Raw genomic sequence first — 15,369 nt, forward strand, 5'->3', positions numbered from 1 at the left:
CAGACCTCGGGGTCCGCGGATCCCGACCCGATAGCGTGGGTGCATGCGCGTGTGCCTCGCCTCCACCTCGCCCGCCCGGCTCGCCCTGCTGCGGCAGAGCGGCATCGAGCCGATCTGCGTGAGCCCCGACGTCGACGAGGACGCGGTCGCCGCCGCGGAGGCCGAGCGCCTCGGCCGGCCGCTCGCGCCGGAGGAGGTCGTGCTGCTCCTCGGGCGTGCGAAGGCGGCCGAGGTCGCCGGTCGCATCCACGAGCTGGATCCCGGTTTCGAGGGGATCGTGATCGGCGGCGACTCCATGTTCGAGATCGACGGCGCCGTGCACGGCAAGCCCCACGAGCCCGCGCGCGCGATCGCGCGCTGGCATGCGATGCGGGGCCGCACCGGCGTGCTGCACTCCGGGCACAGCGTGATCCTCGTGCGTCCCGATGCCCCCGCCGAGGAGGTGCACGCGGTCGCGGAGGCCGCGGTCACCTTCGCCGCCGACGTGGACGACGCCGAGATCGAGGCCTACGTCGCCACGGGGGAGCCGCTGCTCGTCGCGGGAGCCTTCACGGTGGACAGCCTGGGCGGCGCGTTCATCGAGCGCGTCGAGGGCGACCCCTCCACGGTCGTCGGGATGTCGCTGTCGACCCTGCGTCGCCTCGCCGGCCGGCTCGGGATCCGCTGGACCGACCTCTGGAACGCCGTCCCTGGCGCCTCCTGAGCGCGACTCCGCTGCGCGCCCGCCCGACGTCGACCCGGCCCTTCGTAGGATCCAGGACGTGAATCCTCCGGATTCTTGTGGAGGGTCGTCAAAAATATCGGCGGCGCTGTCGATAGGCTGACACTCATGCCTGACATCGCCAAGGTGCTCGTCGCCAACCGCGGCGAGATCGCCGTCCGCATCATCCGCGCTGCGCGCGACTCCGGTCTCTCCTCCGTCGCCATCTATGCGGACCAGGACCGTGACGCCATGCACACCCGTCTCGCCGACGAGGCCTACGCCCTCGACGGATCCACGAGTGCGGAGACCTATCTGCAGATCGACAAGATCCTCTCGATCGCCCGGCGCGCGGGCGCGGACGCCGTGCATCCCGGTTACGGCTTCCTCGCCGAGAACGCCGAGTTCGCCCGTGCCGTCATCGGAGCGGGCATGGTCTGGATCGGCCCCTCCCCCGAGGCGATCGAGGCGCTCGGCGACAAGGTGACCGCGCGTCACGTCGCCGAGAAGGTCGGCGCCCCGCTCGCGCCGGGCACCCCCGGCCCCGTCGAGACGGCCGCCGAGGTGGTCGCCTTCGCCGAGCAGGTGGGCCTTCCCATCGCGATCAAGGCCGCATACGGCGGCGGCGGTCGCGGTCTCAAGGTCGCCCGCGAGCTCGACGAGGTCGCCGAGCTCTTCGAGTCCGCCACCCGCGAGGCCGTCGCCGCCTTCGGCCGCGGCGAGTGCTTCGTGGAGAAGTACCTCGACAAGCCGCGCCACGTCGAGACCCAGTGCCTCGCCGACGCCGAGGGCAACGTCGTCGTCATCTCCACGCGCGACTGCTCGCTGCAGCGCCGCCACCAGAAGCTCGTCGAGGAGGCCCCCGCGCCGTTCCTCACCGACGAGCAGAACGCGCTCCTCTACTCCGCGTCCAAGGCGATCCTCAAGGAGGTCGGATACGTCGGCGCGGGGACCTGCGAGTTCCTCATCGGCGCCGACGGCACCGTCTCGTTCCTCGAGGTGAACACCCGCCTGCAGGTCGAGCACCCGGTCTCCGAGGAGGTCACCGGGATCGACCTCGTCCGCGAGCAGTTCCGCATCGCCGCCGGCGGCACCATCGACTACGACGACCCCGCCCCGCAGGGGCACTCGATCGAGTTCCGGATCAACGGCGAGGACCCCGGCCGGGGCTTCCTGCCGCAGCCGGGTCCCGTGCACGTGTTCAAGACGTTCGGCGGCCCCGGCATCCGCCTCGACTCCGGCGTCACCGCGGGCGATGTGGTCTCCGGCGCGTTCGACTCCCTGCTCGCGAAGATCATCGTGACCGGCAAGGACCGCGCCGAGGCGCTGGAGCGGTCGCGCCGCGCACTCGACGAGTTCGAGGTCTCCGGCCTGCCGACCGTCCTGCCGTTCCACCGCAAGGTCGTCAACGACCCCGCCTTCACGGCGGAGGACGGCACCTTCGGCGTGTACACGCGCTGGATCGAGACGGAGTTCGTCAACGACATCCCGGCGTGGGACGGCGAGCTCGAGGCCGCGGCCGAGCCGAAGGGCCGCCACACGGTCGTCGTCGAGGTCGCCGGCAAGCGCCTCGAGGTGAGCCTGCCCGACCGCGTCGCCGCGTCCGTCGTGGGCACGGGCGGACGCCCCGCGGCGGTGCCACCGTCGCGTCGCAGCCACGCCAAGACGGTGAACGCCGGCGCCTCCGGCGATGCCGTGAAGTCGCCGATGCAGGCCACGGTCGTCAAGGTCGCGGTCGAGGAGGGGCAGCAGGTCGTCAAGGGCGATCTCGTCGTGGTCCTCGAGGCGATGAAGATGGAGCAGCCGCTGCAGGCGCACAAGGACGGCGTGATCGGCAACATCAACGCCGACGCCGGCGCGACCGTGTCGGCCGGCCACCAGCTCCTCACGATCAGCTGACCGGTCCCGCAGGCCCGAAGGGCGCAGGACCGCGATACGACGAAGCGGCGCTCCCGGAAGGGGGCGCCGCTTCGTCGTATCCGCGTCAGTTGGCGATGTACACCTGGTGCATCGCGCGGGTCGCGTCGGTGATGCTGCTCGTGATCGACGGGTAGGCCGCGAACACGCGGGACACCTGGTCGACGTTGAGGCGGCGCTCCACGGCGATCGCGAGCGGGTAGATCAGCTCCGAGGCGCGCGGGGCCACGATCACGGCGCCGATGACCGTGCCGGATCCCTTGCGGGCGATGATCTTCACGAAGCCGTCGCGGATCCCCTGCATCTTCGCGCGCGGGTTGGCGGCGAGCGGCAGCTTGTAGGCGATGCCGTCGGCCACGCCGTCCTCGATGTCCTTCTCGGAGAAGCCGATGGTCGCGATCTCGGGCGCGGTGAAGATGTTGGCGGTGATCTTCAGCTTCTCGAGCGGGATCACGATGTCGCCCAGGGCGTGGAACACGGCCGTGCGGCCCTGCATCGAGGCGACGGAGGCGAGCGGGAAGAAGTTCGTGCAGTCGCCGACCGCGTAGATGTTGGAGACCGAGGTGCGCGCGACCCGGTTGACGCGGATGTGCCCCGAGGCGGTCAGCTCGACGCCGACGTCCTCCAGACCGATCCCCGCGGTGTTCGGGATGGATCCGACCGCCATCAGGCAGTGGCTGCCCTCGACCGTGCGCCCGTCCGAGAGCGTCACCATGACGCCGTCCGCCGTACGCTCGACCTTGTCGGCGCGGGACTTCGACAGCACCCGCATCCCGCCGCGCTTGAAGACCTTCTCCAGCACGTGCGCCGCATCCTGGTCCTCGCCGGGGAGCACCTGGTCGCGGCTGGAGATCAGGGTGACCTTGGCGCCCAGGTTCATGTACGCCGACGCGAACTCGGCGCCGGTGACGCCGGAGCCGACCACGATGAGGTGCTCGGGCAGCGTCTTCATGTCGTACAGCTGCGTCCAGGTGAGGATCCGCTCGCCGTCCGGCTTGGCGGAGTCGAGCTCGCGCGGGGACGCCCCGACGGCGACGATGAGGGTGTCGGCCTCGACCCGGTCGAAGTCGGTGCCGTCCACGGACGTGGACACGACGATCGCGTTCGGACCGTCCAGGCGGCCGTGGCCGGAGAGGATCGTCACCCCCGCGTCGAGCAGGGTGGTGCGCATGTCCTCGGACTGCTGGCCCGCGAGCGCCATCAGCCGCTTGTTCACGGCGGCGAGGTTGATCGCGACCTGCGGCTTGAGCGGCTTGCCCTCGGCGCCCTTCGCGTAGAACTGCACGCCGAGGTCGCTGGCCTCGCTGATCGCCACCGCGGCGTCGGCCGTGGCGATCAGGCTCTTCGAGGGCACCACGTCGGTGAGCACGGCGGATCCGCCCACGCCGACCCGTTCGACGAGCGTCACCTCCGCCCCGAGCTGTGCGGCGGCGAGCGCCGCCTCGTATCCGCCGGGACCGCCGCCGAGCACGGCGACACGCTGAGAGCGCTCGAACATCAAGGTCATGGGATCCATTCTTCCGCATCCGCACCGCGGGGACGATCCGAGCCCGCGCTGCTCTTCCGCGCCCTCCTCCCCCGCCGCGAGCGCGGGGCCGTATCCTCGTTCTCATGGCTGATCAGACCAACCCCCTCGACGACCCGAGCGCCGACCCCTTCGCGATCGCTGCGGAGGCGGCGTCCGACATCCATCGCCTGACCGGCGTCGAGCACCACGACATCGCCGTCACGCTCGGCTCGGGCTGGAGCAAGGCCGCCGAGCTCATCGGAGAGACCGTCGCCACGATGCCCGCCACCGAGGTCACGGGCTTCTCCAAGCCCGCCCTCGAGGGCCACGTCGGGACGCTGCGCAGCATCGTCACCCCGGACGGGAAGCACGTGCTCGTCATCGGCGCCCGCACGCACTACTACGAGCGGCACGGCGTCCGCCGCGTCGTGCACAGCGTGCGCACCGCGGCCGCCGCCGGGGCGAAGACGATGGTGCTCACGAACGGCGCGGGCGGGATCAAGGAGACCTGGAAGGCCGGCACTCCGGTCCTCATCAGCGACCACATCAACCTCACGGCCGACTCCCCGCTCGAGGGCGCCACCTTCGTGGACCTCACCGACCTGTACTCCCGCCGCCTGCGGGACCTGGCCCGCACCATCGACCCCACGCTCGACGAGGGCGTGTACTGCCAGTTCACCGGCCCGCACTACGAGACGCCCGCCGAGGTCCAGATGGCGAAGCACCTGGGGGGCCACATCGTCGGCATGTCCACGGCGCTCGAGGCGATCGCCGCCCGTCAGGCCGGCATGGAGGTCCTCGGCTTCTCCCTCATCACGAACCTCGCCGCCGGCATCCAGAAGACGCCGCTCAGCCACGCCGAGGTCATCGAGGCGGGACGCGAGGCCGAGCCGGTGATCTCCGGCCTGCTGGCCCGCGTGATCGGGGCGCTGTGAGCGGCCAGGAGGCGGCCCTGCTCGCGCAGGCGCGGGCCTGGCTGCGGCAGGATCCGGACCCGGAGACCCGCGACGAGCTCGCCGGCCTCATCACCCGCGCCGGATCCGGGGACGAGGCGGCCCTCGCCGACCTCGACGACCGCTTCTCCACCCGTCTCGCGTTCGGCACCGCCGGCCTGCGCGGCGAGATCGCGGCGGGATCCAACCGGATGAACCGCGTGCTCGTGGCGCAGGCGGCGGCCGGATTCGCCGCCTACCTGCACGAGAAGGCCACCCCCGGCAGGGCGCCGACCGTCGTCATCGGCTACGACGGCCGCAAGAACTCCCGCGTGTTCGCGAAGGACTCGGCGGAGATCTTCGCCGGCGCGGGGCTGCGGGCCGTCCTGCTGCCGCGCCTGCTGCCGACGCCCGTGCTCGCCTTCGCGGTGCGCCACCTCGGGGCCGACGCGGGCGTCATGGTGACCGCGAGCCACAACCCGCCCAACGACAACGGCTACAAGGTGTACCTCGGCGGCGCGGACCAGGGGTCGCAGATCGTGTCCCCGGCCGACGCCGAGATCGCCGCGCACATCCAGCGGGTGGCGGACCGCGGGGACGCCCTCGCGATCCCCCGCTCGGAGTCCTACGAGACCGCGGGCGAGGACGTCGTGGACGCGTATGTCGCCGCGACCGCCGCCGTGGCGCCCGCCCCGGTCGGGACCGCGGGCCTGCGCTGGGTCTACACCGCCATGCACGGCGTCGGGTGGGAGACGTTCTCCCGCATCATCGGCGAGGCCGGCTACCCCGCGCCCTGGACCGTGAGCGAGCAGCGGGATCCGGATCCGACGTTCCGCACGGTCTCGTTCCCCAATCCGGAGGAGCCGGGCGCGATGGACCTCGCCTTCGCGAAGGCGCGCACGCTGGGCGCCGAGCTCGTGATCGCGAACGATCCCGACGCCGACCGGCTCGCCGTGGGGATCCCCGACGAGACGGCCGAGGGAGGCTGGCGCCGGCTCACCGGCAATGAGGTCGGCCTGCTGCTCGGCTGGCGCGCCGCACGCGCCGCGACCGCGGACGGCCCCGCCGCCCCCGGCACCTCGCTCGCCTGCTCGCTCGTGTCCTCCCCCGCCCTCGGCGCGGTCGCGGAGCGCTACGGACTGGACTTCCACGAGACCCTGACCGGCTTCAAGTGGATCTCGCGCGCTCCCGGCATCGCCTTCGGCTACGAGGAGGCCCTGGGCTACCTCGTGAACCCGGACACGGTGCGCGACAAGGACGGCATCTCCGCCGCGGTGGCGCTGCTGGGCCTCGCCGCGCAGGCGCGGGCCCGCGAGGCGACGCTGGCCGACCTGCTCGAGGAGATCGCCGCGGAGGTCGGGCACTTCGCGAGCGGACAGGTGTCGATCCGCGTCGAGGACGTCGCCGTGATCGGCCGGATCATGGCCGCGCTGCGGCAGGATCCCCCCACGGCGTTCGGCGAGATCGCGATCTCTTCGGCCGAGGATCTGCTCGTCGCGACCTCGGGCGCCCCGGCCGGGGACGTGCTGCGCTACCGCCTCTCCGACGGGTCCCGCGTGATCGTGCGCCCGAGCGGCACCGAGCCCAAGCTCAAGGTCTACATCGACGCGCGGGCCGACTCCGGCGCGGCCGCACGCGATGCCGTCGCGGCGCTCGACGCCGCGATCAGGGACCTGCTGGCCCGGCTCGGCTGACGATGGCGAGCCGTACGGTCGTGATCCGCGCAGCGGGCGGCGCGCATGCGCGTCCCGTCGCGGAGCTCGTACGGCTCGCCCTCGCCCACGAGGGAGCCGTCGAGCTCACGACGTCCGCGGGCCGCACCGTCGATCTCCGCAGCGTCCTCGCGGTGATGGATCTGGCCCTCGGCGCGGGCGACGAGGTGGTGCTCACGGCGCAGGGCGCGGACGCGGAGGGGCTGCTGGACGCGCTCGCGCGGGTGCTGCAGGCCTGACCGCGCGTCAGCCGTCGATGACGGCGACGAGCTCGTCCAGGAAGCCGGCGAACGTCGCGCTCCTGCGGACGATGCGCTGCAGGCTGTCGCCCTCGCCGAACACCTCCACGAGCTGCTCGAAGACGGTCTGGAACGCGTCCCGGTCCTGCTCGCTGAAGGCGGCGAGCGCGACCACCCGCACGCGACCCGTCCCCCACGCCACCGAGCCCGCCGCGACCCCCACGGCGATCGCCGTGCGCTGGGCCGTCATCTGCAGCGCATGCGGCACCGCGAGCGCGTCGCTGAACGCCGTCGAGGAGAGCCGCTCGCGCTGGATGGTGTTCTCGATGTAGTCCTCGCCGATCAGGCCCGCCTGGAGCAGACGCCCGCCGAGGAGGCGGATGATCTCCTCCTCCCCCGCATCGGGCAGCGGGGACACGAAGGCGTCCGCGGACAGGTAACGGGAGAGCTCCTCGCGCAGCCGGGTGAGCCGGCGGGCGCGCCGCAGCCGGGCCGCCGCCTGCTGCACCCGCTCGACGTCGGCCTCGGTGAGGAACGGCTGGATGAGCACGACCCGCTCTGCGGCCCCCGGAAGAGGGACCGTGCTGAGCACGAGGTCGGTGTCGATCTCGTCCTCGCCCGGATCCATCGCGGTGATGACGCGCACGACCTCGATGCCCTGCCCGAGCGAGTGGTCCACGCGGGAGCGGAGCACCTCGTGCAGCTCGTAGTAGCCGGGGCACACGATCGTCGCGGTGAGCAGGGTCTCGGCGCGGCGACTGCGCTCGAGCCGTCCCCCGATGTGCATCGCGACGTAGGCGATCTCGTCGTCGTCGGCGCGCAGGCCCAGTCGCTCCTGCAGGCCGCTCACCACCGACACCGCGACCTCGAAGAGCATCGGATAGGCCGACTTCAGCGAGCGCGTGAGCGGATTGCGGGTGCGCGACTCCTCCTGCACGCGCCGCAGCAGATTCTGCACGTGCAGCGCGAGCCGGAGCACGAAGGCGTCGTCGTCCAGGTCCACCTGATAGTCGGTCGACGCCTGCCGGACGACCCCGCGCACCGCGGCCTCGACGACGGGATCGAGCCCGGCCCGCGCCAGCGTCGCGGGATCCGTGCCGCCCGGCGTCACGATCCGCGTCAGCACCAGCCGGGCGAGATGCGCCAGGTCGCCCGCGCCGAGCTCGACCCCGAGCTGAGTGCGGGCGAGACGGCCGATCACCTCGGCGACCGGATCCTCGACGGGCTCCGCGCCCGCGTCGCCGCCGTCCAGCTCCCGCCCCGCCGCCACTCGATCGGCGGCGATCGCGATGTGCAGCAGGACGTCGGCGATCGCGAGCTCGTTGACGTAGTAGCCGAGGTCGCTCAGCGCCGCGACGAGCGCCGTGCGGAACGGCCCGACCGCCTCGGCCGGGATCGTCCCCCCGCCGAGGGCCAGCCGGAACGGATCGACCGGGAACTCCGCCGCGTCCATCTCGTCGTGCGCGAGCCGGCTCAGCAGCCGGCGCTGCTCCCGTTCGCCGCCGCGCAGGCGCACGATGTCGCGGTCGCGCTCCAGCACGAGCCCGCCGTCCGCGGACGCACCGTCCAGCAGCGAACGCACCTTCGCGAGATCCGCCTCGAGGGTCGCCTCGCTCACGTGCAGACGCTCCGCGGTGTCGAAGACGTCGATGCCGTCCGCCTCGTCCAGGAGTGAGCGGACCAGGACGTGCAGGCGCGCCCGCGGCGTCGCGTCGTCCCCCGAGCGCGCGGCGAGGGCGGCGCGCGCGGACGCTCCGGCGCGGTAGCCCGAGGCGCCGGACAGCACGGCGTCTCCTCCGGGCACCCGCGCGTTGAGCGCCGTGACGTAGGCACGGACGCTGCGCGGGGTCACCCCGAGCAGATCCGCCAGACGCGGGCCCGCGATCCACGCGTCCTCACGCAGCAGCGCGCTCAGCAGCCGGTCCTGCCGTCGAGTCGACACCCTTGTCCCTTCGCCTTCCCCGCGCTCCGCACGGCCCTCTTCATGATGTCAGGATCCGCGACGCCGAGGGGCGGAACCGTCGTTCCGCCGGGGCGGAAGAGATCCTGGTGGCCCCGGTCCCCCCTCCCTCCGAAGAATGGCCGGGAAGGGATGAATCGATGAGGATCCAGGTGATCTGCGGCGCCGGTGCCTCCAGCACCTTCGTCGCCGGACGGCTGCGCAGAGCAGCACAGGCGGACGGCCACGACTGGGAGGTCGCGGCCGCTTCGGTGGACCGCATCGACCCCTTCGCCGATGTGCTCCTCGTGGGCCCGCACATCGCCGGACGACGCGAGGAGATCGGCGCGCGAGCACCGCGCGCCCGCATCGCGGTGCTCCCGGAGGAGGCCTTCGCCGACCTCCAGGGCACACGCACGCTCGCCCTCGTCGTCGCCCTCCTCGACGAGAACGCATCGAAAGGAACGCCATGACCGCGCTCACCCGCACCGTCCGCATCGGCTCCTCGCACGGGCTGCACGCCCGCCCCGCGAAGCTCTTCGCGCAGGCCGCCAAGGAGACCGGGATCCCCGTGACGATCGCGAAGGACTCGGGCAAGGCCGTGAACGCCGCGAGCATCCTCGGCGTCATCGCGCTCGGTCTCGAGCAGGGCGACTACGCGACCCTCACCGCCGAGGGCGACACCGCCGAGGCGGCCCTCGACCTGCTCTCCGACCTGCTCTCGACCGACCACGACGAGGGCGCCGCCTGATGGCCGCGCTCAGAGGCGTCGGGATCGGGCAGGGCGTCGCGACCGGGCCCGTCCAGCGGATGGCGGAGGCGCTCCCCGCGCCGGAGCAGGCGCCGAGCACGGCGGGCGCCGCTGCCGAACGGGTGCGCGTGCAGGAGGCGATCTCGCACGTGGCCGCCGATCTCACCCGGCGCGCCGGGGCCGTGGACGGTGCCGCGGCGGAGGTGCTCGAGGCGCAGGCCATGATCGCCGAGGACCCGACGCTCGCCGACGAGGTCGAGGAGCGGATCGCCGCGGGTTCCACCGCCGAGTGGGCCGTGCACGACGCCTTCGCCGGCTTCCGCGCCTCCCTCGAGGCGGTCGGAGGCTACCTCGGCGAGCGCGCCGCCGACCTCGACGACATCGCGCAGCGCGTGCTCGCGCGGCTCCGCGGCGTCCCCGCCCCCGGCGTCCCCGACCCGGGCCACCCGTTCGTGCTCGTCGCGCGCGACCTCGCGCCGGCGGACACCGCGCTGCTGGACCTCGACAAGGTGCTCGCGCTCGTCACGACCGACGGCGGGCCGACCTCGCACACCGCGATCCTGGCGCGGGAGAAGGGCATCATCGCGCTCGTCGGAGCCGGGGATGCGACGGTCCTCACCGACGGGGAGACCGTGATCGTCGACGCCGCGAGCGGCACGGTGACGACGGAGCCGACCGCGGAGGAGCTCGAGAGGGCCGCCGCGCGCGCCGCCGAACGCCGCGCCGCCGACGACGCCCCGCCGAGCCCCGGCGCGCTGGCGGACGGTACGCCGGTCGCCCTGCTCGCGAACCTCGGCAAGCCCGGCGACGCCGCCGACGCGGTCGCCCGCGGCGCCGAGGGCGTCGGCCTGTTCCGCACCGAGTTCCTGTTCCTGTCCGCGACGCACGCGCCGACCGTCTCCCAGCAGCGCGAGGCGTATCGGGAGCTGCTCTCCGCGTTCGCCGGCAGGAAGGTCGTCGTCCGCGTGCTCGACGCCGGCGCCGACAAGCCCCTCCCGTTCCTCAACGACGCGCACGAGGAGAACCCCGCGCTCGGGCTGCGCGGCCTGCGCGCGCTCCGGGCCAGCGAGGACATCCTGCGCGAGCAGCTCACCGCGCTCGCCGAGGCGGATGCGGAGACGGAGGCGGACCTGTGGGTCATGGCCCCCATGGTCGCCACGGTCGAGGAGACCGCGTACTTCACCGCCCTCGCCCAGGAGCACGGGCTGCGTACGGCCGGCATCATGGTCGAGGTCCCCGCGTCGGCGCTCCTCGCCGAGCGCCTGCTCGCGCACGCCGACTTCGCGTCGATCGGGACGAACGACCTCACCCAGTACACGATGGCCGCGGACCGCCTGCTCGGATCCGTCGCGTCCTTCCAGGATCCCTGGCACCCGGCGGTCCTGCGCCTGGTCGCCGAGGTGGCGCGGGCGGGCGGCGCGCTCGGCAAGCCCGTGGGCGTGTGCGGAGAGGCCGCCGCCGACCCGCTGCTGGCCGTCGTGCTCGCCGGGCTCGGCGTCGACTCGCTCTCGATGGCGCCCGCCGCGCTGGCGGATGTGCGCCACGCCCTCGCCGCGCACACCCTCGACGACGCCCGGCGCATCGCCGCCGCCGCGCTCGATGCGGACGACGCCGCGGCGGCGCGCGCGGCCGCCCTGGATGCCGCCGGATAGTCCCGCCCCTCAGCTCCGCACCCGAAAGAGCCGCCCCGGCGGCCGCACCGCACACCGAAAATCAGGAGAGAACCACCATGACGACGACGTCAGCAACCCCCTCCGGGGTGAACAGGGCCCGAGTCGGGGTCCAGCGCTTCGGAACCTTCCTCTCGGGCATGATCATGCCCAACATCGCCGCCTTCATCGCCTGGGGCTTCATCACGATGCTCTTCATCGCGGTGGGCTGGCTCGGCCAGTGGCATCCGGTCGCCGACCTGCTCGGCGGCTTCGGCAACGCCGACGCGGTCGGCTGGCAGGGCGCGATGACCGCGCTCGCGAAGGCCCCGGACGGCACCACCTTCCTGCAGTACGTCGGCCTCGTGGGGCCCATGGTGACGTACCTGCTCCCGCTGCTCATCGCCAACACCGGCGGTCGCATGGTGTACGGCGAGCGCGGCGGCGTGGTCGCGAGCATCGCGACGATGGGCGTCATCGTGGGCACCGACATCCCGATGTTCCTGGGCGCGATGATCATGGGCCCGCTCGCGGGTCTGCTCACCAAGTGGATGGACCGGATCTGGGACGGGAAGATCAGGCCCGGCTTCGAGATGCTCGTGAACAACTTCTCGGCCGGCATCCTGGGCATGCTGCTCGCGATCGTCGGATTCTTCGGATTCGGCCCCGTGATGCTCGGGATCAGCGCCGTGCTCGGCACCGTGGTCGCCTGGCTCGTGTCGATCCACCTGCTCCCCATCGTCTCGATCATCGTCGAGCCGGCCAAGGTGCTCTTCCTGAACAACGCGATCAACCACGGCGTGTTCACCCCGCTCGGCATCGAGCAGGCGACGAACGTCGGCAAGTCGATCCTGTTCCTCATCGAGGCGAACCCCGGACCCGGTCTCGGCCTGCTGCTCGCCTTCACCTTCTTCGGCATCGGCGAGGCGAAGGCCTTCGCGCCGGGAGCCATCATCATCCACTTCTTCGGCGGCATCCACGAGATCTACTTCCCCTACGCCCTGAGCAAGCCGATGACGGTCCTCGCTCTCATCGCGGGCGGCGCGACCGGCGTCACGACGAACATGATCCTCGGCGGGGGCCTGGCCTTCCCGGCCGCGCCCGGCAGCATCATCGCCGTCACCGCCGCCGCCCTCAGCCCCGCGGCCGGAGGCATCGGCAACCTGCTGATCGTGTACCTGTCCGTGCTGCTCGCCGCGACCGTCACGTTCCTCATCGCCGGTGTGATCCTGCGCGCCTCGCGCAAGCGCGACCTCGCCGCCGAGGCCGACACGTTCGGCGCGGCGATCGCGCAGACCGAGGCCAACAAGGGCAAGTCCTCCGCCGCGATGGACGCGCTGCGCGCGTCGACTGCCGGCGCCGCCTCCGCCGCGGCGCCCGTCGCCACCGACCGGCGCATCTCGCGCATCGTCTTCGCGTGCGACGCCGGGATGGGCTCCTCCGCGATGGGGGCGAGCGTGCTGCGGAACAAGATCAAGAAGGCGGGCGTCGAGGGGATCGAGGTCACCAACCGCGCGATCGCGAACCTCGACGGCACGGAGGACCTGATCATCACGCAGCAGCAGCTCACCGACCGCGCGAAGGCGCGCAACGGCGACGCGATCCACGTGTCGGTGGACAACTTCATGAACGCCCCCCAGTACGACGAGGTCGTCGAGATGGTCCGCCGTCAGAGCGACGGCGACGCCTGAGCCGAACCACGAGAGGAATCCGAGATGAGCATCCTGACCCCGGACCGCGTCCGCATCCATGCCGGCTCCGTCACGCAGGACGAGGCGCTGCAGGAGGCGGCGGGCCTCCTCGTCGAGGCCGGCGCGGTGACCCCCGCCTACCTCGACGCGATGCGCCGGCGCGAGCAGACCGTGTCCACCTTCATGGGCAACGGCCTGGCGATCCCGCACGGCACGAACGAGGCGAAGGACGAGATCCTCGCCTCCGCCCTGTGCGTGATCCGCTACGACGGCGGCGTCGACTGGGCGGGCGACCCCGTCACGTTCGTGATCGGCATCGCCGGCAGGGGCGACGAGCACCTGGAGATCCTGTCGCAGATCGCGATCACGTTCTCCGAGGAGGACGACGTCGCCCGCCTCTCCGCCGCGGCCACCGCGGAGGAGCTGTACGCGCTGCTCTCGGCGGTGAACGACTGATGCCCATCGCGGTGCACTTCGGCGCGGGCAACATCGGACGCGGGTTCGTCGGCCTCCTGCTGCACGAGGCCGGCTACGACCTGGTGTTCTCCGATGTCGCCTCCGACCTCGTCGACGCCATCAACGCGGCGCCGGAGTACACCGTGCACGAGGCGGGGCCCGGCGGCCGCGACCACGTGGTGACGGGATTCCGGGCGGTCGACAGCCGCCGCGACCCCGAGGCCGCGGCCGACGCGGTCGCCTCGGCCGCCGTCGTCACCACGGCGGTCGGGCCGACCGTGCTCCGTTTCGTGGCTCCCGTGATCGTCGCGGGCCTCGAGCGCCGCGATCCGGACGCGCCCCCCGTCGCGATCATGGCGTGCGAGAACGCGATCGGCGCGACCGACCTGCTGCGGGACGAGATCGCCGCCGCCGCGGGCGACCGCGCCGCGCAGCTGCTCGCAAGGGCCGTGTTCGCCAACACCGCGGTCGATCGCATCGTCCCCGCGCCGCAGGCCTCCGCGGGCATCGACGTCACCGTGGAGCCGTACTGCGAGTGGGTGATCGAGGCCGCCCCGTTCGGAGGCACTCCCCCGCGGATCCCGGGCGCCCGTTTCGTCGATGCGCTGGCGCCGTACATCGAGCGCAAGCTGTTCACGGTCAACACGGGTCACGCCGCCACCGCCTACCTCGGCGCCGCGGCGGGGCACGCGACGATCGCGGAGTCGCTCGACGACCCGGCCATCGAGGCCGCGGTGAGCGCCGCCCTCGCCGAGACCTCTGCGGTGCTGGTCGTGCGCCACGGCCTGGATCCGCAGGACCTCGCCGACTACCGCGCGAAGATCCTCGACCGGTTCCGCAACCCCGCGCTGCCCGACACCGTGCAGCGCGTGGGACGGCAGCCGCTGCGCAAGCTGTCGCGCCACGAGCGCTTCGTAGAACCCGCCGCGGAGGCCGCCGAGAGGGGACTCGGCACCGCCGCGCTGGTGGGGGCGATGGGCGCCGCGCTGGCGTTCGCGGATCCGGCCGATGAGGAGGCCGTGCGGTTGCAGGGGATGCTGCGCACGCTCTCCGCGGCGGAGCTGGTCTCCGAGGTCACCGGCCTCGACCCGGACCACCCGCTGTTCCCGGCCGTGCGCGAGGCCGTCACGGCCCGCCAGGCCGCACTCTGAGCCCCGTCGAGCGTATCGGGACGCCCCACGCGTCCCGATACGCTCGGTTCATGGACTTCCTCGCCCCCGTCACCCTCGAGAACGACTTCGTGCGGCTGGAGCCGCTCGCGACCGAGCACGCCGAGGATCTCGCCGCGGCGACCGCCGGCCTCGAAGACCGCTGGTACACGTCGGTGCCCGCGGCCGCGGGGGTTCCCGCCGAGATCGCGCGGCGGCGGGGGCTGCATGCCGAGGGATCCATGAACCCCTTCGCCGTCGTCCGTCTCGACACGGGGCGCGCGGTGGGGATGACGACGTTCTGCGACATCGACCAGCCCAACCGCACCGTCGAGATCGGCTACACCTGGCTGTCGCCCGAGGTGCACGGGACCGCGGTGAACCCGTCCGCCAAGCGGCTCCTGCTCGCCCACGCCTTCGAGACGTGCGACGCGATCCGCGTGCAGTTCTGCACGCACTTCCACAACCGGCAGTCCCGTGCCGCGATCGAACGGCTCGGCGCACGGCTCGACGGGATCCTGCGCAACGATCGCATCGGCGCCGACGGCGCCTACCGCGACACCGTCGTGTACTCGATCCTCCCGCACGAGTGGCCCGCGGTCCGCAACGGCCTCGACGCACGCCTCGACCGCCGCCGCTGACGTGCGCCCCTGCGCGGCCCTCGCCGCCGCCCGTGCCTGCGGATAGGATCGGGGCACCGCGCGCGGCGAGCCCCGACCGCGATCTGA

Annotated in this window: 14 protein-coding genes; 12 read left to right on the forward strand and 2 right to left on the reverse strand. The window is 72.7% G+C overall.

What is annotated here, in order from left to right; all coding sequences use genetic code 11:
* Positions 1-43: 43 nt before the first annotated feature.
* Positions 44-703 carry a Maf family protein gene (locus WFJ01_RS15205; RefSeq protein ID WP_336629530.1) on the forward strand — a complete coding sequence of 220 codons (660 nt, stop codon included), beginning with the start codon at positions 44-46 and terminating at the stop codon, positions 701-703.
* A gap of 126 nt (positions 704-829) precedes the next feature.
* Positions 830-2,599 (forward strand): acetyl/propionyl/methylcrotonyl-CoA carboxylase subunit alpha, encoded by a 1,770-nt coding sequence (locus WFJ01_RS15210; RefSeq protein ID WP_251438443.1) that lies wholly within the window; start codon positions 830-832, stop codon positions 2,597-2,599.
* 85 nt (positions 2,600-2,684) lie between these two features.
* Here WFJ01_RS15210 and WFJ01_RS15215 read toward each other — a convergent pair whose 3' ends face one another.
* Positions 2,685-4,133 carry an NAD(P)H-quinone dehydrogenase gene (locus WFJ01_RS15215; RefSeq protein WP_251438444.1) on the reverse strand — a complete coding sequence of 483 codons (1,449 nt, stop codon included), beginning with the start codon at positions 4,131-4,133 and terminating at the stop codon, positions 2,685-2,687.
* A 95-nt stretch (positions 4,134-4,228) separates the two neighbouring features.
* Here WFJ01_RS15215 and WFJ01_RS15220 point away from each other — a divergent pair, with 95 nt between their 5' ends.
* From WFJ01_RS15220 to WFJ01_RS15230, 3 genes are read left to right on the forward strand one after another with little or no spacing between them, the layout of a single operon-like run.
* Positions 4,229-5,059: a purine-nucleoside phosphorylase gene (locus tag WFJ01_RS15220; RefSeq protein WP_336629531.1), complete on the forward strand. Its 831-nt coding sequence runs from the start codon at positions 4,229-4,231 to the stop codon at positions 5,057-5,059.
* Positions 5,056-6,750 carry a phospho-sugar mutase gene (locus tag WFJ01_RS15225; protein ID WP_336629532.1) on the forward strand — a complete coding sequence of 565 codons (1,695 nt, stop codon included), beginning with the start codon at positions 5,056-5,058 and terminating at the stop codon, positions 6,748-6,750. Before WFJ01_RS15220 ends, WFJ01_RS15225 begins: the two co-directional genes overlap by 4 nt.
* 2 nt (positions 6,751-6,752) lie before the next feature.
* The gene (locus WFJ01_RS15230) at positions 6,753-7,007 is read left to right on the forward strand and encodes an HPr family phosphocarrier protein (protein WP_292881552.1); all 255 of its coding nucleotides are present in this window, start codon (positions 6,753-6,755) and stop codon (positions 7,005-7,007) included.
* 7 nt (positions 7,008-7,014) lie between these two features.
* Here WFJ01_RS15230 and WFJ01_RS15235 read toward each other — a convergent pair whose 3' ends face one another.
* On the reverse strand, positions 7,015-8,949 hold the full coding sequence (locus WFJ01_RS15235) for a BglG family transcription antiterminator (RefSeq protein WP_336629533.1): 1,935 nt from the start codon (positions 8,947-8,949) through the stop codon (positions 7,015-7,017).
* 158 nt (positions 8,950-9,107) lie between these two features.
* On the opposite strand from WFJ01_RS15235, the gene WFJ01_RS15240 reads away from it, so the two are divergent.
* From WFJ01_RS15240 to WFJ01_RS15270, 7 genes are all read left to right on the forward strand, one after another.
* Positions 9,108-9,419, forward strand: coding sequence for a PTS sugar transporter subunit IIB (locus WFJ01_RS15240; RefSeq protein ID WP_292881558.1), 312 nt, complete (start codon positions 9,108-9,110; stop codon positions 9,417-9,419).
* Complete coding sequence (locus WFJ01_RS15245; RefSeq protein ID WP_251438450.1) at positions 9,416-9,697, forward strand: HPr family phosphocarrier protein; 282 nt, start codon at positions 9,416-9,418, stop codon at positions 9,695-9,697. The genes WFJ01_RS15240 and WFJ01_RS15245 overlap by 4 nt, the downstream gene beginning before the upstream one ends.
* The gene (gene ptsP / locus WFJ01_RS15250; RefSeq protein WP_336629534.1) at positions 9,697-11,349 is read left to right on the forward strand and encodes a phosphoenolpyruvate--protein phosphotransferase; all 1,653 of its coding nucleotides are present in this window, start codon (positions 9,697-9,699) and stop codon (positions 11,347-11,349) included. Before WFJ01_RS15245 ends, ptsP begins: the two co-directional genes overlap by 1 nt.
* A 77-nt stretch (positions 11,350-11,426) precedes the next feature.
* Positions 11,427-13,037: a PTS mannitol transporter subunit IICB gene (locus WFJ01_RS15255; protein ID WP_336629535.1), complete on the forward strand. Its 1,611-nt coding sequence runs from the start codon at positions 11,427-11,429 to the stop codon at positions 13,035-13,037.
* Between the two features lie 24 nt (positions 13,038-13,061).
* The gene (locus tag WFJ01_RS15260; protein ID WP_251438453.1) at positions 13,062-13,493 is read left to right on the forward strand and encodes a PTS sugar transporter subunit IIA; all 432 of its coding nucleotides are present in this window, start codon (positions 13,062-13,064) and stop codon (positions 13,491-13,493) included.
* Complete coding sequence (locus tag WFJ01_RS15265) at positions 13,493-14,644, forward strand: mannitol-1-phosphate 5-dehydrogenase (protein WP_336629536.1); 1,152 nt, start codon at positions 13,493-13,495, stop codon at positions 14,642-14,644. Before WFJ01_RS15260 ends, WFJ01_RS15265 begins: the two co-directional genes overlap by 1 nt.
* Before the next feature lie 50 nt (positions 14,645-14,694).
* Positions 14,695-15,282 (forward strand): GNAT family N-acetyltransferase, encoded by a 588-nt coding sequence (locus WFJ01_RS15270; protein WP_292881571.1) that lies wholly within the window; start codon positions 14,695-14,697, stop codon positions 15,280-15,282.
* Positions 15,283-15,369: the final 87 nt, after the last annotated feature.

This window comes from Microbacterium sp. MMO-35 (assembly GCF_037147555.1).
In the GTDB taxonomy this organism is placed as follows: domain Bacteria; phylum Actinomycetota; class Actinomycetes; order Actinomycetales; family Microbacteriaceae; genus Microbacterium.